General features: G+C 69.2%; 14 protein-coding genes and 1 pseudogene. 8 read left to right on the top strand and 7 right to left on the bottom strand.

The window, feature by feature from the left end; genetic code table 11:
* The first annotated feature begins 3 nt into the window (after window positions 1-3).
* Window positions 4-1,305, top strand: coding sequence for a serine/threonine-protein kinase (locus tag ACZ1DY_RS19940; RefSeq protein WP_465485325.1), 1,302 nt, complete (start codon window positions 4-6; stop codon window positions 1,303-1,305).
* Here the strand turns inward: ACZ1DY_RS19940 and ACZ1DY_RS19935 are convergent.
* The 3 genes from ACZ1DY_RS19935 to ACZ1DY_RS19925 all read right to left on the bottom strand — a co-directional run bounded on the left by ACZ1DY_RS19935 (window position 1,302) and on the right by ACZ1DY_RS19925 (window position 3,734).
* A complete protein-coding gene (locus tag ACZ1DY_RS19935; RefSeq protein WP_465485324.1) occupies window positions 1,302-2,321 on the bottom strand; it encodes a LacI family DNA-binding transcriptional regulator in 1,020 nt (339 codons plus the stop codon). The genes ACZ1DY_RS19940 and ACZ1DY_RS19935 overlap by 4 nt on opposite strands.
* On the bottom strand, window positions 2,322-2,966 hold the full coding sequence (locus ACZ1DY_RS19930; RefSeq protein WP_126737763.1) for a flavodoxin family protein: 645 nt from the start codon (window positions 2,964-2,966) through the stop codon (window positions 2,322-2,324).
* Between the two features lie 63 nt (window positions 2,967-3,029).
* Complete coding sequence (locus ACZ1DY_RS19925) at window positions 3,030-3,734, bottom strand: alpha/beta fold hydrolase (RefSeq protein ID WP_465485323.1); 705 nt, start codon at window positions 3,732-3,734, stop codon at window positions 3,030-3,032.
* A gap of 126 nt (window positions 3,735-3,860) precedes the next feature.
* Between ACZ1DY_RS19925 and ACZ1DY_RS19920 the strand changes: the two genes are divergently transcribed.
* From ACZ1DY_RS19920 to ACZ1DY_RS19910, 3 genes and pseudogenes are all read left to right on the top strand, one after another.
* Complete coding sequence (locus ACZ1DY_RS19920) at window positions 3,861-4,421, top strand: TetR/AcrR family transcriptional regulator (RefSeq protein ID WP_465485322.1); 561 nt, start codon at window positions 3,861-3,863, stop codon at window positions 4,419-4,421.
* Window positions 4,422-4,500: 79 nt separating this feature from the next.
* Complete coding sequence (locus tag ACZ1DY_RS19915; RefSeq protein WP_465485321.1) at window positions 4,501-6,084, top strand: AMP-binding protein; 1,584 nt, start codon at window positions 4,501-4,503, stop codon at window positions 6,082-6,084.
* Window positions 6,085-6,300: 216 nt separating this feature from the next.
* A pseudogene (locus ACZ1DY_RS19910) lies at window positions 6,301-7,545 on the top strand (HNH endonuclease signature motif containing protein).
* A 260-nt stretch (window positions 7,546-7,805) separates the two neighbouring features.
* Here ACZ1DY_RS19910 and ACZ1DY_RS19905 read toward each other — a convergent pair.
* The gene (locus ACZ1DY_RS19905; protein ID WP_465485320.1) at window positions 7,806-9,080 is read right to left on the bottom strand and encodes an MFS transporter; all 1,275 of its coding nucleotides are present in this window, start codon (window positions 9,078-9,080) and stop codon (window positions 7,806-7,808) included.
* Window positions 9,080-10,462 carry a M20 family metallopeptidase gene (locus ACZ1DY_RS19900; protein ID WP_465485319.1) on the bottom strand — a complete coding sequence of 461 codons (1,383 nt, stop codon included), beginning with the start codon at window positions 10,460-10,462 and terminating at the stop codon, window positions 9,080-9,082. Before ACZ1DY_RS19900 ends, ACZ1DY_RS19905 begins: the two co-directional genes overlap by 1 nt.
* A 119-nt stretch (window positions 10,463-10,581) precedes the next feature.
* Here ACZ1DY_RS19900 and ACZ1DY_RS19895 point away from each other — a divergent pair, with 119 nt between their 5' ends.
* A complete protein-coding gene (locus tag ACZ1DY_RS19895; RefSeq protein WP_257487259.1) occupies window positions 10,582-11,505 on the top strand; it encodes a LysR family transcriptional regulator in 924 nt (307 codons plus the stop codon).
* Here the strand turns inward: ACZ1DY_RS19895 and ACZ1DY_RS19890 are convergent.
* The gene (locus ACZ1DY_RS19890) at window positions 11,480-13,063 is read right to left on the bottom strand and encodes an FAD-binding oxidoreductase (RefSeq protein WP_465485318.1); all 1,584 of its coding nucleotides are present in this window, start codon (window positions 13,061-13,063) and stop codon (window positions 11,480-11,482) included. The genes ACZ1DY_RS19895 and ACZ1DY_RS19890 overlap by 26 nt on opposite strands.
* Before the next feature lie 84 nt (window positions 13,064-13,147).
* Between ACZ1DY_RS19890 and ACZ1DY_RS19885 the strand changes: the two genes are divergently transcribed.
* On the top strand, window positions 13,148-13,657 hold the full coding sequence (locus ACZ1DY_RS19885; RefSeq protein ID WP_465485317.1) for an HAD domain-containing protein: 510 nt from the start codon (window positions 13,148-13,150) through the stop codon (window positions 13,655-13,657).
* 278 nt (window positions 13,658-13,935) lie between these two features.
* A complete protein-coding gene (locus ACZ1DY_RS19880; RefSeq protein ID WP_465485688.1) occupies window positions 13,936-16,389 on the top strand; it encodes a LamG-like jellyroll fold domain-containing protein in 2,454 nt (817 codons plus the stop codon).
* Window positions 16,390-16,411: 22 nt separating this feature from the next.
* Here ACZ1DY_RS19880 and ACZ1DY_RS19875 read toward each other — a convergent pair whose 3' ends face one another.
* On the bottom strand, window positions 16,412-18,067 hold the full coding sequence (locus ACZ1DY_RS19875) for a DUF885 domain-containing protein (RefSeq protein WP_465485316.1): 1,656 nt from the start codon (window positions 18,065-18,067) through the stop codon (window positions 16,412-16,414).
* Window positions 18,068-18,220: 153 nt separating this feature from the next.
* Between ACZ1DY_RS19875 and ACZ1DY_RS19870 the strand changes: the two genes are divergently transcribed.
* Window positions 18,221-20,707 carry a DUF3376 domain-containing protein gene (locus ACZ1DY_RS19870; protein WP_465485315.1) on the top strand — a complete coding sequence of 829 codons (2,487 nt, stop codon included), beginning with the start codon at window positions 18,221-18,223 and terminating at the stop codon, window positions 20,705-20,707.
* Window positions 20,708-21,051 lie beyond the last annotated feature (344 nt).

Here is a 21,051-nt window from a genome sequence, read left to right as displayed (position 1 = left end):
CCGGTGAACCGGAACGCCATCATCGCCGGTCGTTACCGGCTGGAGCACAAGGTCGGCCGGGGCGCGATGGGCGTGGTGTGGCAGGCGCGGGACGAGCGGCTCGACCGCACGGTCGCGGTCAAGCAGTTGCTGCCGGACAAGTCGCCGGGCGACGCGCCGTTCCGGTCGATCGTGCGCGCGATGCGGGAGGCCAGGGTCGCCGCGCGGCTCAAGCATCCGCACGCCGTCACCGTCTACGACGTCGTGGAACAGGACGGAACCCCGTACCTGATCATGGAGTTCCTGTCGTCGTGGCCGCTGACGGAGCTCCTCGCCGACGACGGCCCGCTCCCCGCGGGCCGCGTCGCGGAACTCGGCGCGCAGATCGCCTCCGCGCTGGCCGCCGCCCACGAGGACGGCATCCTGCACCGGGACGTAACACCCAACAACATCCTGATCACCGAAGACGGCCAGGCGAAGATCGCCGACTTCGGCCTGTCCCACGTCACGGGCGAAGGGACGATGACCGGCGATGGTCTCGTCGTCGGTACCCCGGCGTACCTCTCCCCCGAGGTCGCCGACGGTGAGGAACCCGGCTACCCGTCGGACGTGTTCTCGCTCGGCGCCACGCTCTACACCGTGCTGGAAGGTGCGCCGCCGTTCGGCACCGACGGCAACCAGATCGCGCTCCTCAAACGGGTCGCCCGCGGCGAGATCACGGCGCCGAGGTCCACCGGCCCGCTCACCGACGTCCTGCTGCGGCTACTCCGGCGGGATCCACTGGAACGGCCGGACATGGCAGAGGCGGAGCGGATGCTCGCCGCCGTCGCCGACGGCCGCCCGGCGATCCTGTCCGGCACCAAACGGCTTCCCGCGCCCACCCGCCGTTCGCGGTTGCCGTTCGCCATCGCGGGCGGGGTGGTCGTGGCGGGCGGCGTGCTGGCGGGGGCCCTGCTGTTCGACGGCGACCCGCCCGACGCCACCGCCCCGGCGCCCGCGCCGCTGCCGTCGGCCACGAAACCAGTGTGCGAAGCGCGGTACGAGGTCGCCAACCGCTGGCCCGGCGGCTCCGAGATCCGCGTGTCCGTCCGGAACGCCCAGGACACCCGGCTCACCGGCTGGGAGGTCAGCTGGACGCTGCCGCAAGGCACCCGCATCGCCAACCTGTGGAACGGTTCCCTGGCACAGGACGGCGACCGCGTACGAGTGTCCGAACTGGACTGGAACGCGGTACTGCCCGCCGGCGGGACGACCGCCTTCGGGTTCATCGCGACCACCGAGGACGACGGCGGGGCCGTGCCGGTCGCGGCGTGCCGGAGTTCTTAGCGAGCGGTCGATTCCCGCGCGTTCAGCCGCACGGGGACTTCGATCCGGCGCGGCTCGCCGCCGGACGCCTTTCCCTCGACGAGGTCCATCAGCGCCGTGGCCGCGCGGCCGCCGACCTCGCGCGGATGCACGAACATCCCGGTCACCCGCGGCGAAACGAGCTGGAGCGAACCGCTGTCCACCGCACTGCAGATCCCGAGCTCGCCGGGTACCGCGAGCCGCCGGCGGCGGGCCTCGTGGAGGACACCGAGGGCGAGGTTCTCCGATGTCGTGAACACGGCGTCCGGGCACACGCGCCGGTCGAGCAGCCTGCCCAGCGCTTCTGCCGTGCCTTCGGTGGTCGGCGGCTCGTCGATCTCGACCACCACCGGCTCCAGCCCCCGCTCGTCCATCCAGCCGGTGTAGCCCGCGACCAGATCGGCCGCGTAGGAGCGGGCGGTGTCGGTGGTGATCATCGACGGCCGCTCGTAACCGTTGTCCGCCAGGTGATCCAGCATCTGCCCGGCGGCCGCGACCAGGTCGTTGTCGACGACGACCGGCACCGGGCACGGCGCCGCCATCGGACGTCCGACGGTCACCAGCGGCCGGTCCTGACACCATCCGGTCGCGAAAAAGGGCTCATCTCCACGGGGATCCACCAGAATCGCGCCATCGACGGCGAAGGCGTTCAGCCGGTCGAGGTCGGCGTCCGTCGGGGTCAAAAGCAGGGCGTACGAGCGTTTCGAGGCGGCTTCGGCCGCGCCGTTGAGGACTTCGAGGAAGTAGTCCGAATTGGGCACGAGCGCGCAGGCGCTGCTCGCGTCGACCGAGTTCGCGAGCTGGATCGCCAACGTGCGGCTGCGCCGGGTGACCAGCTGCTGCGCGTGCACGCTGGCCTGGTAGCCGAGTTCGGCCGCCGCCCTCGCGACGCGCTGCCGGGTCTCCTCGGAGATCCGGCCCTGGCCGCTGAGCACATGGGAAACGGTGGTGATCGAAACCCCCGCGGCGGCGGCGACGTCACGGATGGTCGGCGACACTCAAGCCTCCACAGGCGGTCCCCAAACGCGGTTCGGCCGGTCGGTGTCCAGCCGATAGTCGGTGACATGGGCGTCGCCCAGCCTACGGCCGAGGTCCGCCGCGGCCTCCAGCGGCCGCGCGGGATCGCGTTCCACCTCGCCCCGGCTGTTGCCGACGCCGACCACGATCCCGGCGAGATCCTGACGCAGGTATCGCGTGAGCTCCTGGAACTGGGCCTCAAGACCGAGTGTCGCGCCCCGATAGCTCTCCTCGCACGAGATCAGCACCGCGGCGCGTTTGTGCATCAGCCCCGGCACGACCTCCGCGGTATGCGGGGAACTGCCGGAGGTGTAACAGAACAGCCGGTCGAAGAAGGACTTCAGCCGTCCGGTCATGCCGTACCAGTGCAGCGGTGTGGCGTAGACGATCGCGTCCGCCGGGAGCACGTGGTCGAACAGCAGGCGCTCGTAGCCGTCGCCGATGCCGCAGGACCGGTCGCTCAGCCGGCAGTCACGGCAGTCCCCGAGCGGCGACTCGACGAAATCGGAGAGGCGGACGAAGCCGACCGTGTGGCCCGCTTCCTCCGCCCCCTTGGCCAAAGCCTGCGCGAGCGCCCAGGAGTTGCCTTCACGACGCGGGCTCGAATCGAGCACCAAGACCTTCACGTGATTCTCCCCGGAGAGACTGCCAAAACGTTTTAGCAGTCTCTCCGGGGAGGGTTTCACCTGTCAAGCGACCTTGGCCGCCGCGGCGAGGAGAACCTCCGCGACGACGTCCGGCCGCGACACCGAGACAGCGTGCGAAGCGTCGACCCTGGTGATCTCCGAACCGGCACGCTCGGCCATGAACGCCTGCGCCGCGGCGGGGATCGCGTGGTCCTGCTCGGCGATCAGCGCCCACGAGGGCAGGGTCTTCCACGCCGGCTCGCCGTCGAACGGGGTACCGAGCGCGCGCTCGGTGACCGGACGCTGGGTGACCGCCATGACGTCCGCGGTCTCCACCGGGACGTCGGCCGCGAACACGTCCGAGAAGTGCTCGGGCTTGATCGACAGCTCACCTTGCGCGGCCAGGACGTTCGTGGTGTCCGGGCCGAGCTTGCCGCCCTCGAACCGGCCCGACAGCTCGAACACGCTCTCCCCCGCCTCCGGCTGGAAGGCGGCGATGTAGACGAGCGCCTTGACGTTCGGCGCGGTGGCGGCCGCGCGGCTGATCACCACGCCGCCGTAGGAGTGCCCGGCCAGCACGACCGGGCCGTCCACGCCGTTGACGACGTCGGCGACGTAGTCCGCGTCGGACTCGATGCCACGCAGCGGGTTCGAAGCGGCCAGCACGCGATAACCCTGCTCACGCAGCTTCGGGACGACGCCGTTCCAGCTCGACGAGTCGGCGAAAGCGCCGTGGACCAGGACGATGGTGGGCTTCTGGTTGCTCATGATGACTCCTTCAGGCTCAGGGAGAACGATCGGTCTTTCTGCCTGAACAATGCTCGTCCGGGAGCCCTTCCGCAACGTGACGAAGGCAACCTGGTGGAATGACCGTTCTTTCTCTAAGGTTGAGAGATGCCGACTGTCGACCGGGACGTCCACCCGAAGATCCGGCTGCTCGAGACAGCGTCACGGCTCTTCTACGCCGAGGGCATCCATGCCGTCGGCGTGGAGCGCCTGGTCTCCGAAGCGGCCGTGACCAGGGCGACGTTCTACCGCCACTACCCCACCAAGGACGACCTCGTCGCCGCCTACTTGAGCACCACGAGCGAACAGATCCGCGCGGGTGTCGGCGCGGCGACGCAGGGAAAACCCCCACGCGAAGCCCTGCTCGCCGCACTGGGCATCGTCGGCGACCGGACGCTCGACGACGACTTCCGCGGCTGCCAGTTCCTCAACGCCGCGGCCGAATACCCCGATCCCGCACACCACGTGCGCCAGGTCATCGACGACCACCGGGACTGGTTCTTCGGCGTGCTCCGCGACTTGGCCCGCGACGCCGGTCACCCCGATCCCGAGCACGCCGCCCGCACCCTCGTCCTCCTCCGCGACGGCGCGCTACACGGCGGCAACCTCGACGACGCAGAGACCGTGCGCGCCACTTTGCGCCGCGCCGTGGCCGAACTGGTTCCCTGAGGTTCATCGCGTCTTCTCGACGGTCGTAACGAGTGCTACCTTCGCGAAGGGGGCACGGCCGGACCGAGGAGCGGCGACGATGAGGCTTTCTCCCAGCGCGCATGTCGACCCGTTCTGTCGTGAGCGTCTGCCGCCCGCCGATCAGTGGCCGGAGTTCGTGTTCGATCTGCCGGAACTCCGGTATCCGGACCGGCTCAACGCCGCGACCGCGTTGCTCGACGACACCGCCGCGCGGCTCGGCCACGACCGGCCGTGCCTGCTCTCCCCCACCGAAACGTGGATCTACGGCGAAGTTTTGGCCCGCGCGAACCGCGTCGCCCACGTCCTGGTCTCCGATTTCGGCGTGGTTCCCGGCGACCGCGTGCTCTTGCGGGGCACCAACACGCCCTGGCTCGCGACGGCGTGGCTGGCCGTGCTCAAGACGGGCGCGGTGGCCGTCACGACCATGCCGATGCTGCGGCGTGCCGAACTCGACAAGATCGCCGGCCGTGCGAAACCCGCGGTCGCGATCTGCGACGAACGACTGCTGGACGAACTCCCGCCCGATCTCCCCGTGGTGTCCTACGGACCCGAACTCGCCGCCCGCGCGGACCGGTATCCGGCGACGTTCGCCGACGTCCCGACCGCGGCCGACGACGTCGCCCTGCTGGCCTTCACCTCCGGCACGACGGGATCCCCGAAGGCGACGATGCACTTCCATCGCGACCTGCTCGCGATCGCCGACACGTTCTCCCGGCACGTCGTGCGCCCGACGTCCGACGACCTCTTCTGCGGTACACCGCCCCTGGCCTTCACTTTCGGACTCGGTGGCTTGCTGGTCTTCCCCCTGCGCGCGGGCGCGGCGACACTGCTCGTCGAACGGGCCACTCCGGCGGAACTCGCCACCATCGTCGCCGAAAAGAGCGTCACCGTCCTCTTCACCGCCCCGACCGCGTACCGGGCGATCCTGAACGCCGGCGACGGACGACTGCTCGCCGGAGTACGCCGGGCCGTGTCGGCGGGCGAGTCGCTTCCCGCCCCCGTGGCCGAGCAGTACCGGGAAACCGTCGGGCGGCCGCTGATCGACGGGCTCGGCAGCACCGAAATGCTGCACGTGTTCATCTCCGCCGCCGACGATGACGCGCGCCCCGGCGCCACCGGCAAAGTCGTGCCCGGTTATCAGGCGGCCGTTCTCGATGTCGACGGTTCGCCCGTTCCCGACGGCACTCCCGGTTTCCTCGCGGTGCGAGGGCCCACCGGCTGCCGCTACCTCGAAGACCCGCGCCAGCAGGATTACGTCCGCGGTGGCTGGAACTTCACCGGCGACACCTACGTCCGCGACGCCGATGGCTACTTCCGGTTCGTCGCGCGCAGCGACGACATGATCATCTCGTCGGGGTACAACATCGCCGCCCCCGAGGTCGAGGAGGTCCTGCTCACCCATCCGGATGTCGACGAATGCGCCGTGATCGGCACGCCGGATCCCGATCGCGGCTCGGTCGTGACGGCGTTCGTCGTCCCCCGGCCCGGTATCGAGCCGGACGCGGATCTGGTGCGGGCATTGCAGAACCACGCCAAGGCGACCGCGGCGCCGTACAAGTATCCGCGGCGCGTGCGGTTCATCGAGGCGTTGCCGCGCAATGCGAGTGGGAAGTTGCAGCGGTATCTGCTGCGGGAGCTGTGAGGAGTTCGGCGGCGCGCGCCGACAAGGTCCCCTCCAGCAAGGAGCGAGGAACGTCCGCTCGTCCCGCCTTCGCCGATGTTGCGAAAGTGGCTTTCGCAACCCGCTTCGTTTGCCTTACCCGTGAATAGCCGCCGAAACACTTCCCCGGTAGATGAAAGCGATTCCAGAGCAATTTTCATATTCGCACACCTGTTCGATTCATGGTATTCTTGCGGGGTGTCCAGTCAGCGAATCCTCGAACCGCCGCACGAGTTGTGGCGCGCCGGTGCGCGTGAGCTCGCGCACGGTGTGGTCGAGCGGTTGTCGGTGGCACGGCAGGCGTTGGCGGAGGTCGGACAGTTCCTGGTCGAGATCGAATCGCGCGGCCCGATGGAACTGTTCGGGCACGGATCGACGGCGGGTTGGTTCGCCGAAACCGCTCGCATCAGCCCCAAAGAAGCCGGCGACACCGTGACACGGGCGCTGGCGCTGAACGAGAGCCGAAACCTCGACGGCTCCCCCGCTCCGGCGTTCGCGCCGATCGCCGGGGCCGCCGCCGCGGAAGGCGACCTCGGGCACCAGCAACTCGACCCGATCCTCGCCGTGCTGAAGAACATCCCCGCCGAGGTGTCGGCCGAGGACCGGTCCGGCGCGGAACAGATCCTGGTCAACCTCGCCCGCCACGCCGGGCCCCAGGAGATCACCAACGTCGGCGCCGACCTCCTGGCGCACATGGATCCCGACGGCAACGAACCCAAAGACGAAGACTTCAAACCACCCTCACGCGAGGTCCACCTGCGGAAACGCGACGACGGCTAGTGGCGATTGAACGGCCTGCTGGACCCCGAATTCGGGGCCCGGGTCAACGCCCTGTTCGACACCTGGGGACAACGAAGACCCATCGACGAAGACGGCAACCGCGACCCCCGCACGCCGGGCGAGCGCAATGGCGACGCGTTGTTCGACGCCATCCACTACGCCATGACCAACGAGAAGGCGCCTACGTTGTCCGGGGATCGTACGACGGTGGTGGTCACCATTCCTCTGGAGACCCTGACCTCCGGACTCGGAGCGGCCTGCGTTGACGAGGTTTCGCAGATCACCGCACGGCACGCGCGGATGCTGGCCTGCGACGCGAGAATCATTCCCGCGGTCCTCGGTTCCGAGAGCGAGCCTCTCGACATCGGCCGCGCCACCCGGTCCGTCAGCCCCGCCCAACGCCGCGCCCTGAACCTCCGCGACCACGGCTGCGCCTTCCCCGGCTGCCACCGCAAACCCAAACACTGCGAAGCCCACCACATACTGCCGTGGGGCCAACTCGGCGACACCGACCTGAACAACCTCTGCCTACTCTGCCGCTACCACCACATGGTCATCCACGGACAATCCGGCTGGAAAGTCCAAATCACCAACGGACGACCCGAATTCATCCCACCCCAATACCTCGACCCACTACAAACCCCACGCCACAACCACCGCTGAAACCGAAGAGCCCGCCGCACACCACCGGCGACGGGCCCTTCGGCATGCCCACGTGCCAAGAAACCGACGGCACTGCCTGTCACCTCGTCGCGGGCCGTCCGGACTGGGCCCCGAGACAGGTCGCGAAAGCCACTTTCGGGACATCTAACGTCGCGAAAGTGGCTTTCGCGACAGGCCTCGCCACACGTGGGAGCACACCGCCCTCGCCGAACCTCCGAACAAGGTTCCGCCGTCCGTCCACTCTGGACTCAACGCCGACTTCAGCGAATCCCCCGCCGCCGATTCGCCGCGACCAGCGCGACGATGCTCAGCGAAGCGGTCGCCAAAAGATAGTAACCGGGCGAAACCGGGGATCCGGTTGCCGCGATCATCGCGGTCGCGATGGTCGGCGTGAATCCGCCGAAGATCCCGACGGTGGCGTTGTAGGCGAACGAAAGCCCCGTCGCCCTGGTGTGCGCCGGGAACGCGTCCGCCATCACCGACGGAAGCGCGCCGAAGTAGGTCGCCTTCAGCAGCCCCAGGATCGTCATCGTGATCGTGAGGGTCAGGAACGACGGCGACGTGGTGACCCACAGGTACAGCGGCACCACGCCGGCCCCGATCACCGCCGCGGCGCCGATCATGATCCTGATGCGGCCGTGCCGGTCGGTGAGCAGTCCGACGATCGGCGTCACGACGGTCAGGATCGCAGCGGTGATCATCAGGGCGACGAACGACAGCGAGTCGTCAAGGCCGAGGTTCTTGATCGCGAACGTCGGCAGCGACTGAAGGATGAAGTTCAGCGAGGTCGAGACGACCAGCGCACCTCCGGCGATCAGCAGGCCGCCCCACTGGAAGCGGAACAGCGTCCGGACCGGCGTGGACTTCGGCTGTTCCTCCTTCGTGGTCTCGGGTTCGTCGACGTGGCGCCGGATGTAGTAGCCGACCGGGCCGACGAGCAGCCCGAAGACGAACGGGATCCGCCAGCCCCAGGACGTCATCGCGTCGGCACTGAGCGAGGCGGTCAGCCCGGCGGCGAACCCGGCGGACATCAGGGTCGCGAAACCCTGGCTGGCGAACTGGAAACTGCCGAGGAACCCTTTTCGGCGATCGTCCTGTTCGATCAGGAACGACGTGGCCGCCCCGAATTCGCCGCCCGCGGCGAAGCCCTGGATCAGCCGCGCCACGATCACACCGACCGGGGCGAGGAAACCGATCGTCGCGTAGCTCGGCATCACCGCGAGCAGGAACGTCCCGGCGACCATCAGCCAGATGGTCAGCACCAGCGCCTTCTTGCGGCCGAACCGGTCGGCGTAGGCGCCGAGCACGAGACCGCCGAGCGGACGCACCAGGAACGTGATGCCGAAGACCGCGTACGCCTGCACAAGCTGGACGGCGGCGTTCCCGCCCGGGAAGAAGGTCTTGCCGATGTAGGCGGCCATGAGCGCGTACACGCCGAGGTCGAACCATTCGAGCGCGTTGCCGATGGTCGCGGCGGCGATCGCGCGCCGAGTGGACGACGGCGTGCGCGGCCTCGCCACCGTCCGCTCGCTCATCATTCCTCCCCGCCGCGCCGTCCGAGCGCGTGGAACAGTGCCGCGGCCAGGACGATCCCCTCGCGGGCGATGGGCGCGAGCAGGTGTTCGTCGGGCGCGTGCTGCAGGCATCCGGGATAGGAGTGCGGCAGCCACAGCGTCGGCAGGCCGAGGAGGTCGGTGAACACGTGGTTCGGCAGTCCTCCGCCGAAGCTCGGCAGGATCGCGACTCGCCGGTCGGAAACCTCGTCGAGGACGCTCTTCGCCCAGCCCACCCACGGGTCGTCGACCGGCGTGCGGCTGGCGCGGAAACTGCCCTCTGCGGTGACGTCGACCATGGAAAACCCTTGTGCGGCAAGGTGTTTCGTGATCGCCCCGCCCACCCCGTCGACGTCGGTGCCCGCGACGTAGCGCAATTGCAGCATCGCCCGTGCGCGGCCGGGGATGGCGTTGACCGGCCGGTCGATGTCCGCGGCGCCGAGCGAGAGGACTTCGAGAGTGTTCCAGCCGTACAGCCGCTCCGCCGCGGTCAGCCCGGTATCACCCCAGTTCGCGTCGAGCGCCGGGTCGCCCGGCTTGTCGCCGATCTCGAGTTCGGCGAGCGCCGCGCGGACGCTGTCCGGGAGCTCGGGCGGCAGGAGTTCCGGCACCTGGACGCGGCCGTGCCCGTCGACGAGACAGGCGATCGCCCCGGCGAGGGTCGTGGCGGGGTTGCGCAGCACACCGCCCCAGTTCCCCGAGTGGTAGGCGTCGGGGCGGAGGTCGACGTCGAGGGCGATCCGGACACTGCCCCGCGCGCCGAGGAACAGCGTCGGCGTCACCGCGTCCAGGCGTGGGCCATCGGACGCGATGAGGACGTCGGCGCTCAGTGCCTCCCGGTGCGCCGAAACGAACTCGTCCAGGCCCGGCGAGCCGATTTCCTCCCCGGTCTCGAACAGGAACTTGAGGTTGAACCCGAGCGAACCCTTCTCGGCGAGGAGCAGCCTGAGCGCGGTCAGGTTGATCAGGTGCTGCCCCTTGTTGTCCGCCGAACCGCGGCCGTACCAGCGCTCGCCGTCGGCGGTCAGCGTCCACGGGTCCCGGCCGTCGCTCCACCGGCCCTCGTGCCCGTCGACGACGTCGGCGTGGCCGTAGCACAGGAGTGTCGGCAGTTCGGGCGACTCGACGCGGGTACCGACCAGGAACGGGCCGCCGTCCGGGTCAGGATTCGGGTACGTCTCCACGGAACAGCCGAGCGCGGTGAGCGCCGGAGCCAGCACTTCGTCCAGGTATGCCTTGATGGCAACGCGACCGCTCGGATGATCACTCACGGTCGGATACCGGACGAGCTCGGCGAGTTCGGCGAAGAACGCTCCGGAATCGACGTGCTCGCGGGCTTTCGCGACCAGTTCTGCAGGGATCACCGCGTTGTCTCCCGATTCGCTCGACGGGTGTCCAGTGGAGCGTAAGTCGGTTTGCGCACCCTGACCATTGCCGTTTACCGTGCTCCGCGTTCTCATTGCGGCAAACCTGCGGAGATCTGATGCGACTACTGCCGATCGCGTTGACGTACTTCCTCGAAGTCGCGCGCACCGGCTCGGTGTCCGAGGCGGCGACGGAACTGACGGTGGCGCCTTCGGCGATCAGCCGCCAGATCGCCAAACTCGAAGCGGGTCTCGGGGTGCCGTTGTTCGTCCGGCATCCCCGCGGCATGGTGCCGACCGAGGCCGGCACCCGGCTGCTGGACCACGTCCGGCGCAGCGAGGCCGAATCGGCCGTCCTCGTCGACGAGCTCCGCACCGGCCGCGGCCTGCACGCCCGGTCCCTGACGGTCGCCTGCTCCGAGGGGTTCGCCCGCCGCGTGGTCCCGCAGGCGGTCGCCGCCTTCCGGCGCGACCACGACGTCACGTTCCACATCGACGTCGTCACCAGGGACGAGGCGACCCGGCGGGTGCTCGAGGGCGCGGCCGACGTCGCCGTCACGTTCGCGACCGGGCCCCAGCACGGGGTGCGGGTCGAGAGCGCGGTCGTCGTCCCGGTGTACGCGATCGTCCCGCTCGATCATCCGCTGACCGGCCGCGAGTCCGTCGGGCTCGCCGAACTGTGCCGGCATCCCCTCGCGCTCCCGGCGCCCGGCCAGAGCCTGCGGGACCTGTTCGACATCGCCGCCCGGATCGAGAATCTCACCGCCCAGCCGGTGCTGGAGTGCAACGAACTGAGCCCGAAGTACGAGTTCGTCCGCTGCGGCGGCGGGATCGCGCTCGTCGGCGGCCTGGGTGACATCGAGCAGGACGCGGCCACCGAAGGCGTCGCCTACGTACTGCTCGACAACGCCGTGTTCCGCAAACGCGAAGCCCAGGTGCAGACCATGGCGGGCCGGACGTTGTCGTTGGCGGCCATGCGGTTCACCGCGTTGCTGACGTCGTTCGTCCGCCCGCCGGTCAGCCGATCAGGACTCCGGGATTGAGGATCCCGGCCGGGTCGAGCGCGGATTTGGCGGCGGCGAGCGCCGCGGCGAACGGTGCCGGACGCTGCCGGTCGTACCAGGGCCGGTGATCGCGGCCGACGGCGTGGTGATGGGTGATCGTGCCACCGTGGCAGGCGATCGCTTCGGAGACCGCGACCTTGATCTCGTCCCATTGGGCGACCGTGCTCCCCCAGCGCCCGGCGGCGTAGATCCCGTAGTAGGGCGCGGGACCGTCGGGGTACACGTGGCTGAACCGGCACGTGACGACACCGGCGCCGCCGCACACGTCGTCGATCGCGGCGCGTGCCGCCGAAATGATCGCGTCGTGGAACTCCGGGAAGTCGTCCCAGGTGCAGGCGGTCTCGAAGGTCTCCACGATCAGCGACCGGCGGGCGAGCGCGTCACGTTGATAGGGCATCCGCAGGAACGACGACCGCCACGTCGAAGCGCTGTCCTTCCCCGTGGATTCCTTGCCGCGCCTGGCTTTCACGACACCGCCGTGACCGGCGGTCAGTTCCAGCGCGCGGTCGAGCCAGATGTCGACCGGGTGATCGGCGGATTCGAACGCGACCAGCAGGAGCCCTCCGCCCACACTCGCGCCCGCGTTGATGAACGCCTCCGCCGGGTCGAGCAGCCGGCAGTTCGACGGATGGAGCCCGGACTGCGCGATCGCGCGGGTGGCGGCGACCGCGGCCTCCTGCCGTTCGAAGGCGACGGACGCGGTCACCTGCCACACCGGCCGGTCCTGGAGGCGCATCCAGGCTTCGGTGATCACGCCGAGCGTGCCCTCGGAACCGAGGAACATCCGGTCCGGCGAAGGTCCGGCACCCGAGCCCGGCAGGCGTCGCGATTCACTGATCCCGGCGGGTGTGACGACGCGCAGCGATTCGGTGAGATCGTCGATATGCGTCGCGAGGGTGGCGTAGTGCCCGCCCGCGCGGGTGGCGAGCCAGCCGCCGAGTGTCGAATGGGCGAACGACTGCGGGAAATGCCGCAGAGTCAGCCCCAGCGGACGGAGGCGGTCTTCCAGAGCCGGCCCGAAGATCCCGGCCTGGATCCGCGCCGCGCGGCTGACCGTGTCCACTTCGAGTACGTCGCCGAGGCCGGCCAGATCCATCGAGACCGCCGGGCCGTCGAACCGCGGCTCGACCCCGCCGACCACGGAACTGCCGCCACCGTAAGGAATCAGCGGCGTACCGGAAGCGGTGCACCAGTCGAGGAGGTCGACCACGTCCTGCTCCGTACGCGGACGCGCGACCAGATCCGGGACATGGTCGAGCTGCCCCAGCAGATTGCGGACGACGTCGCGGAACGCCTTGCCCCGGGCATGGGACAGCCGGTCGGCCGGTACGTCGCTGCACAACGCGGCGAGTGTCGCGGGCGGGCGGATCCGCGATGCCGGGACGCCGAGGTCCGCCGGGTCGGGCGGGGCGTGGTCGGTGAAGTCGTGACCGGGCAGCACACCGGAGGTGCGGGCCACCAGCGCGTCGGACTCCTCGCGGGACAGTGCGCCGTCGAGGGTGCCCCAGCCCCACCATGACCGCTCTTCGGTCGGCATCGTCGCCTCCGGTTGATCTGACTCCCCAGTAAGTTACTTATCGGTCAGTTACCGTGTCAACGAATACCGCTAACGTGTGCCGTCGTGGCACCAGGCCCGCTGATCTACCTCGACGTCGATGGCCCCCTCATTCCGTTCGGGCTGGAACCTTCCCGCTACCCGTTGTTCGACCCCTCGCCGCGGAATGACGAAAATCCGCTTCTCGGCAGGCTCGACCCCTCGCACGGTGCGCACCTGAAGGCACTCCCCGGAGAACTCGTCTGGGCCACGACCTGGCTGCACGACGCCAACGACTCCCTCGCCCCGAGACTCGGCCTGCCGCGCTTGCCGGTGCTGGACTGGCCCGAGCCGTCCGACACCGATGAGGCCGACGCCCGCATCGGCCTGCACTGGAAGATCCGGCCCCTGCTGGAGCACGCCCGGGGCCGTCCGTTCGCCTGGGTCGACGACGAGATCTCCGAGATCGATCGCGAGTGGGTGGCCTGCCACCACGCCGGGCCCGCCCTGCTGCTCCGCGTCGATCCCCGGCGCGGCCTGACCGGCGCCGACTACCGCGAACTCGGCGAGTGGCTGCGGGAATCCCGCCACACCTGACACACAGGACAGCTCTCCCGCCCAGGACCGATTCGAGGCCTTCGACGCTTTACAACGTTGTATCAACGATGTAAAAACATCCTGACGGCCCGCCGTGGCCCGGCTCACACCGGTTCCCCCCGGCCACGGGGTCGTGGTTTCACGCCTGCACAAGTCCAGTGGGAGGCGCACCTCCGCCGAGGCGGCCGCCCCCGGAGAAGGGTGTCGAGCAGATGTTGCCAACGTTGTCACAACGTCCCCGGAGGCCGAGACGCTTCCGGAAGCCCCTGACCGCCGCGGTGGTCGCCATAACCGCCCTGGCGTTGACGTCGGGGGCCGCGACGGCCGCGGAGAGCGGCTGGAAGATGGGCAAGCCACGCCTGACCACCCCGTGGACGAACCAGGTGTCGCCCACCAACGCGTTGCCCGAGTACCCCCGCCCGCAACTGGTGCGCGAGAACTGGCAGAACCTCAACGGGGTCTGGGAGTTCGCCGGCGCCGCGCCCGGCGAGGTCCCGCCCTTCGGGGAGAAACTCGCCGAGAAGATCCTGGTCCCCTACCCCACCGAATCGGCGCTTTCCGGGATCCAGCGGCACGAGGACTTCATGTGGTACCGGCGCACGTTCACCGTGCCCCGGCACTGGAACGTCGGCAGGGACAACACGCTCCGGATCAACTTCGGCGCCGTCGACTACAAGGCGAAGGTCTACGTCAACGGCAAGGAGGTCGCCGCGCACCAAGGCGGCTACGGCGCGTTCTCCGCGGACGTGACCTCGGCGCTGAAACCCCATGGCGAACAAGAGATCATCGTCGGCGTCGAGGATCGCGCCGACGCGACCTGGCAGCCCGTCGGCAAGCAGCGGCTGGTTCCCGACCGGGGGATCTTCTACGAGGGTGCCTCGGGCATCTGGCAGACGGTCTGGATGGAACCGGTCGCGGCGAAGCACATCGGCACGCTCGGCATGGTGCCCGATCTCAAATCCTCGACGCTCAAGCTCACCGTCGACACCGGTGGGAACTCCGGGCTCACCGTCGAGGCCGTGGTGCGCGACGGCAGGAAGGTGGTGAGCCGCACCAAGGCGTCCGCTGGCGGGACGATTTCCCTGCCCGTGCCCAAGGCGAAGCTCTGGTCACCGGATTCGCCGTTCCTCTACGACCTCGACGTCGAACTGAAGGACGGCCGCCGCACCGTGGACAAGGTGTCGTCCTACTTCGGCATGCGCGAATTCGGCACCGCCAAGGGCGCCGACGGCAAGCTCCGCTTCACCCTCAACGAAAAAATCCTCTTCCTCCAGTCCACTTTGGACCAGGGTTACTGGCCGGACGGCATCTACACCGCGCCGACCGATCAGGCGCTCCGCTTCGACCTCGAACAGCACAAGGTCCTCGGCTTCAACACCGTCCGCAAGCACATCAAGACCGAACCCGACCGCTGGTACCACCACGCCGACAAACTCGGTCTGCTCGTCTGGCAGGACATGCCGTCGATGCGCACCGGCGGACGGCCGCCCGCCGACGCCCAGCAGCAGTTCCAGGTAGAGCTGAAGGAACTGGTGGAGCAGAAGAAGAACTGGACCTCGATCGTCGGCTACGTGCCGTTCAACGAGGGCTGGGGCGAGTGGTCGCGCGAGACCACCGGCAAGATCGCCGACGACGTCAAGGCCCAGGATCCGACGCGGCTGGTCAACGCGCACAGCGGCGTCAACTGCTGCGACTCGCTCGGCGACTCCGGCAAGGGTGACGTCATCGACTGGCACGCCTACCCCGGCCCCGCCAAGCCGATGCCCGACGCCAAGCGGATTTCGATCGACGGCGAACACGGCGGCTACGGCCTCGAAGTCGAGAACCACATGTGGTTCGGCGAAGGCCACGCCTACGAGATGGTGAAGGACCAGGCGACGCTGAACAGCCGCTACGTCCAGAACCAGCGCGATGTACTCGCGTCGGCGCAGAGCTGCGGTATCAGCGGCTCGATCTACACGCAGATCACCGACGTCGAGCACGAGGTCAACGGCTTCTTCACCTACGACAGGCAGGTGAAGAAGATGGACTTCGCGCAGGTGCGCGCGGTCAACCAGGCGATCATCCGCAACGCCGACGGCAGCGGCTCCGGCGCTCCGGACCCGGGCCCCGGCACCCCGGGGATCGACGGCGTGCACGCCTACAAGTTCGACGAGGGCACCGGATCCAGCGCCAAGGACTCGGTCGGCACCGCGCACGCCACGCTGACCAACGCGCAGTGGGCAGGCGGCGTCCAGGGTGGCGCGCTGGCCTTCACGGGCAACGGGCAGGCCGACACCGGGACGAACCTCGTGAACACGGCCGGCAGTTACTCGGTTTCGGCGTGGGCCAAGCTGGATGAGGCCGGCGGCGCGTTCCAGACCGTCGTCAGCCAGGACACCGGCCGCGACAGCGCGTTCTTCCTGCAGTACTCCGGACAGGACCAGCGGTGGGCGATGAGCTTCATCGGCCTCCGTGCCCTGTCCCCGGAGAAGCCGGAGGTCGGCCGCTGGTACCACCTGACCGGCGTCCGCGACGCCAAGGCGGGCACGTTGTCGCTCTACGTCGACGGCAAGAAGGTCGCCGCGCAGAACGCCTGCTCCGCCGCACCGAGCACCGGGCACACGGTGATCGGCCGCGGCCAGTACGGCGGTCAGCAGGTCGACTTCCTGCGCGGCGCGGTGGACGACGTCCGGCTCTACGACCGGCCGCTGACCGACGCCGAAGTCGCGACGCTCGCGAAGCGCGACTAAGGCAGGACACGCGGCGCCGGGGTCACTCCCGGCGCCGCGTGCCGTCCACCCACTCCCGCACGATGTCGCCGAGCACGGGAAGCGGCACCTGCCCGTTCCTCAAGACGACGTCGTGGAAATCCCGGATGTCGAAGGCCTCGCCCAGCCGCTCCTCGGCGAAGGCGCGTAACCGCTGGATTTCCAACCTGCCCGTCATGTACGACAGGGCCTGACCGGGCCATTCGATGTACCGGTCGGTCTCGGATCGCACCTCCACATCGCTGAGCACACAGTGTTCGGCGAGGTAGTCCACGCACTGCTGCCGGGTCCAGCCCAGCGCGTGCAGTCCGGTGTCCACCACGAGCCGCGCCGCGCGCAAGGAGTCCTCGGCGACCATGCCCAGCCGCATGACGTCGTCGGAGTAGAGACCCATTTCGTCGGCGAGCCGCTCGGTGTAGAGCGCCCAGCCTTCGTCGAAGGCCGAGAGCGGGACGAGTCTGCGCAGCCGGGGCACGTCCTCCAGCTCGTAGGACACACAAGCCTGGAAATGGTGCCCTGGAACGGCTTCGTGGAAGGCGACCGACTCGGCGATGAACCGGAACCGTTCGGTCACCCGGTAGGTGTTGGTGGAGTAGACGCCGGGCCGGGCGCCGTCGGCCGACGGCGGCATGTAGTACGCCTGCGCGGCCGAGGGCCCGTCGGCTTCCGGCACGGCCCGCACGACGCATTCGGCCGAGGGCACCCGGCGGAACCAGGCGGGCGCGGCGGCGGTGGCCCGCGCGACCGCTTCCGTCGCGGTCGTGATCATCTCGTCCGCGTCCCGCCAGCACAGCGAAGGATCGGTGCCCATCCGTCGCCGGACCGCGACGGGGTCGTCCTCGCCGAACACGGCCGCACCGAGCCGCCGGTACTCGTCGTCCAGCGCCCGGCCGAGTGCGAGACCGGTCTCGTGCAGTTCCTCGGGCGAGATCCCGGTGGTGGTGTGCGTCTTGACCAGGCCCGCGTAGCTCTCCTTGCCGCCGTCCAGCCAGCAGAGACCCGGCCGGTCGTCGGGACGGCCGTGTCCGGCGATCTCGCGGGCGAGCACCTCGCGATAGGCGATGAGCGCCGGCCGCACCTTCTCGGCGAACAGCCGCTCTCGTCGCTGCGCGCGGTCGCCGGTCAGCGGCGGGACGAGCAGCGGGTTGGGCTCGGCGGCCAGGAACCGGTCGACGTGGCCGATCGCGCCGCGCACCGCCCGTTCCACCGGGGTCCGGCCCGCCGCGACCCCGGCGCGGTGGCGGTCGGCCAACGCCGCGAAGAACTCCGGGAACGCCGCCAGCCTGGCCAGGTAGTCCTCTTCCGCCTGCTCCCCCGAGGGCGCGAGCTGCGGAAGCCAGGACAGCACCCCGGTCCCTTCCGCGGTCATCTGGTCGGCGAGGACGAACTCGGTCAGCCGCGAGTCGAGCCTGGTCAGCAACGATTCGGCGTGGTGGGCGATCACCGCGAGGGTGATCCGGTCCGGATCCGCGGACCGGGCGGCCTGCCCGGCGATGCGGACGGCTTGCTCCCTCAGCCGGTCGTCACCCGCCTCCGAGACGTCCCGCAGCTCGTGATCGTGTCCCGGGACGTTGTCGAAGGTCGCCATCAAGGGCATCTCGGCCGCGAGGACGTCGAGAAGTTCGTCGGCAAGCTCCGCCGCTGTGGGCTGTTCGCTCATATCCGACGACTACCAGAATCAGCGCGTCGTCCGCCCGCAGATGTTCGCACTCGCAAAAACGAATCGGCGTCGAGAGCGTCACGACATCTCATCGGTCACGTATGCGGGTAACCCCTTCTCCGGATACGCCGACCTCTTCGCAGGGAGGCACCGATGACCACAACGAATTCTTCCGTACGTCCGCGCGATCTCCGCCTGGCCCTCTGTATGCGTGGCGGTGTCAGCCTCGCCGTATGGATGGGCGGCGCCTGCCGGGAAATAACGGCACTCCGCTCCGCCGACAGTTCCCAGGCGGCGCCGGACGCGGTGACCGCACGGGATATCACCCAGCGCGCCATTTACCGGAAAATCCTCGCGGTCGCCGATTACGAACACGTCGATGTCGACGTCATCGCCGGGACCAGCGCGGGCGGGCTCAACGGCGCCCTGCTCGCCAGCCATCTCGTCTACGGAATGCGTTTCGACGACGGAATTCGCGACATCTGGCTCAAGCTGGGCGATCTCGAGTTGCTCACCCGGCATCCAGGGCACGGGATACCGCCGTCCCTGCTCGACGGCGACGGCGGTTTCTACGCGAGGCTCTCGGAACAACTGAAACAATTGCTCGACACCTCGACGTGCCGCCGCTTGCGCACCGACGACTCTCCCCGTCTCGTCCGCCTGATCCTCACGGCGACGAGATTGTTTCCCCGCAACGAATACCTGCGTCCTTCCGTCGGGCAGGCCCTGCTGGCGAGCTGGTCACAGGCCCACCTCGCCTTCCGTCACTACCGGACCGAATGCGGTGTCGCGCACCCGATCTTCAGCGATTTCCCCGCCGGTTCGACGGCGCATCTCGACCGGCTCGCCTATGCCGCGCGGACGACGTCGTCGTTCCCCGGTGCCTTCGAACCGGCGAGGCTGACGGTGACCGGGCCCGAGATCGTCGACGACAAGCCGTGGCTCGACGCCGTCGGTACCTGCAGCGAGACCGGCGTACCGGACGCCGGCGGTACGCAGGCGCAGCTGATGGACGGCGGAGTCCTCGACAACATCCCGCTCTCCTGGGCCATCCGCGCCGTCGCCGGTGCGCCCGCGCAGGCACCCGTCGACCGCTGGCTGCTCTATCTGCAGCCGGTTCCCCCGACCCCGGCCAAACTTCCCGCCAACAGCAAGGAACAGGGCTCGCTCGCCCGGCTGGCGCGAGTGGTCAAAGCCTTGATCCGGACCAAGATGAACAGCGAGACCCTGCTGGACGACGCGGCCGAACTGAGCGACGCCTGGACGTCCGCGCAACGGCTGCACGGCACCGCCGGAGGCCTTCCCGGCGACCCGGGCCTGACGAACCTTCCCGGCAAGAGAGCCCGCCGGAAGCTGATGCCCCGCTATGCCGATGCCGTGGCGTCCGTGGAGGCCGACCGCCTCGCGAGGCTGGTCGACGACCCGATCTCCCTGACCGGTCCCGATCCCCTGCCGATCCCCGACAGCCGCACGTTCACCTCCGGCCAGGCCGCGGCTCCGATCCTCGAACTCCTGCGGGGTCCCGCCGTCGCCGACCTCGTCTGCGTGCCCGGCGCGAACAGGCTCACCGTCTCGTGGTTCCGCTCCCTGCTGGCGCCCGCCCGCGCCGTCGCGCTGGTCCTGGACTGGGTCCAGGCCATCGAAGCAGGGCAAAGCCTGGACCCGGTCCAGGAGACCGCTCTCAGTACGATCCGCGACAAACTCTATGAGACCCGCTTCGCCTGTGAAGTCCTCCTCGCCTGCCGGGATCGGCTGCTGCTGCGAGGCGGCTCACCGGACTTCGAGGTCTTGCCCTGGGTCATGGCCGCCTGCCGGCGGCTCTCCGGCTTCATCACCGCCGCGGGAGGGCTCCTCCCTGGCAAGAACTGGTGCTGCGTCATCGCCGACGTCGCCGAACACGCCGTCCAAGCGGACCTGCTGCCCGTCGAACCGGACTTCCCGGAGCCGTTCCTCACCCCGATCTGGAACCGGGTGGGGGAACTGGCCGGTGACCTGGTCGCCGAACTGGGCGAACGCGCGAAGGTCCCCGGGTTCACCGCGCTCTACGAGGCGGCGTGCATCGACCTGGCCAGGACGCTCGACGTCTTCGCCGTGGCCGAGATCCTGATCGGCCCGCTCCGCCCCGATCCGCTCTCCGAACCGAGCCGGATCCGGGTGCACGCCATGTCGGCGATCGCCAAGAGCCCGTTGGAGCCGATCCTGCTGGCCGAGGAGCCGGTCGACGACGTCCAACGCGTCGAGCGCAAACTCAGCGGCAACCAGTTGATGAACTTCGCGAGCTTCCTGTCCTCGCGCTGGCGGCTCAACGACTGGACCTGGGGCCGTCTCGACGCGGCCTGCTCGCTGGTCGACGTCGTCGCCAGGAGCGAGCGCCTGCAGGCGAAAGGGGAAGCCGAACTCGTCGAGTGGCTCCGAGAGCTCTACGCCGAGCACTACGTCCATGTCTTCGGCAAGACCTCGGACGATCTCGACGCGCCCCGAACTGGCGAGTCTCATCGGCCCCTGGGAAGCACTCGGCGTGACCCCGGCGAACGTCCGGCACAAACTCCCGATCCTGCTCACCACCTGGCTGCACTGGAACATCCTGCAGCAGGAGATCCCGCTGCTCACCGGACTGGCCGACCTGCGGAACAACGGTGACGTCCCGCCCACCGCCGAGCAGCTCAAGGAAGCGACCGGGACCTCGGTCGCCCGGCTCTCGGACAAGGCACAGGTGCTGGGGAAGGTCGGCGCGGAAACGGTGCGCGTGCTCTTCAAACGCCCCCATCTCCGGCGGGCAGGGCTCCGCCTCGGCCTGGTCACCTGGCGCGCGATCCAGCCGGCGGGCACGAGCAAGGGCGCCAAACTGGGGCGGACGCTGTTCGCGCTGGCCAAGCCCATGGTCGTGCCACCGCTGCTGATCGGCTTTCTCGCTCCCTTGCTGAGCGTCGCCGCCGGACTGCTGGCCTGGGGCGCGGTGTCCGTCGCCACGGACGAGTGGTTCA

This window comes from Amycolatopsis sp. PSD-21, assembly GCF_055561455.1.
This window is presented reverse-complemented; position numbering and strand designations above follow the sequence as displayed.

Bases quoted from the DNA above. Each gene is read 5' to 3' on its own strand.
- ACZ1DY_RS19875 (WP_465485316.1), bottom strand. From the start codon at position 18,067: ATGAGCGAACAGCCCACAGCGGCGGAGCTTGCCGACGAACTTCTCGAC.
- ACZ1DY_RS19905 (WP_465485320.1), bottom strand. From the start codon at position 9,080: ATGAGCGAGCGGACGGTGGCGAGGCCGCGCACGCCGTCGTCCACTCGG.
- ACZ1DY_RS19895 (WP_257487259.1), top strand. From the start codon at position 10,582: ATGCGACTACTGCCGATCGCGTTGACGTACTTCCTCGAAGTCGCGCGC.
- ACZ1DY_RS19925 (WP_465485323.1), bottom strand. From the start codon at position 3,734: ATGAGCAACCAGAAGCCCACCATCGTCCTGGTCCACGGCGCTTTCGCC.
- ACZ1DY_RS19920 (WP_465485322.1), top strand. From the start codon at position 3,861: ATGCCGACTGTCGACCGGGACGTCCACCCGAAGATCCGGCTGCTCGAG.
- ACZ1DY_RS19915 (WP_465485321.1), top strand. From the start codon at position 4,501: ATGAGGCTTTCTCCCAGCGCGCATGTCGACCCGTTCTGTCGTGAGCGT.
- ACZ1DY_RS19870 (WP_465485315.1), top strand. From the start codon at position 18,221: ATGACCACAACGAATTCTTCCGTACGTCCGCGCGATCTCCGCCTGGCC.
- ACZ1DY_RS19890 (WP_465485318.1), bottom strand. From the start codon at position 13,063: ATGCCGACCGAAGAGCGGTCATGGTGGGGCTGGGGCACCCTCGACGGC.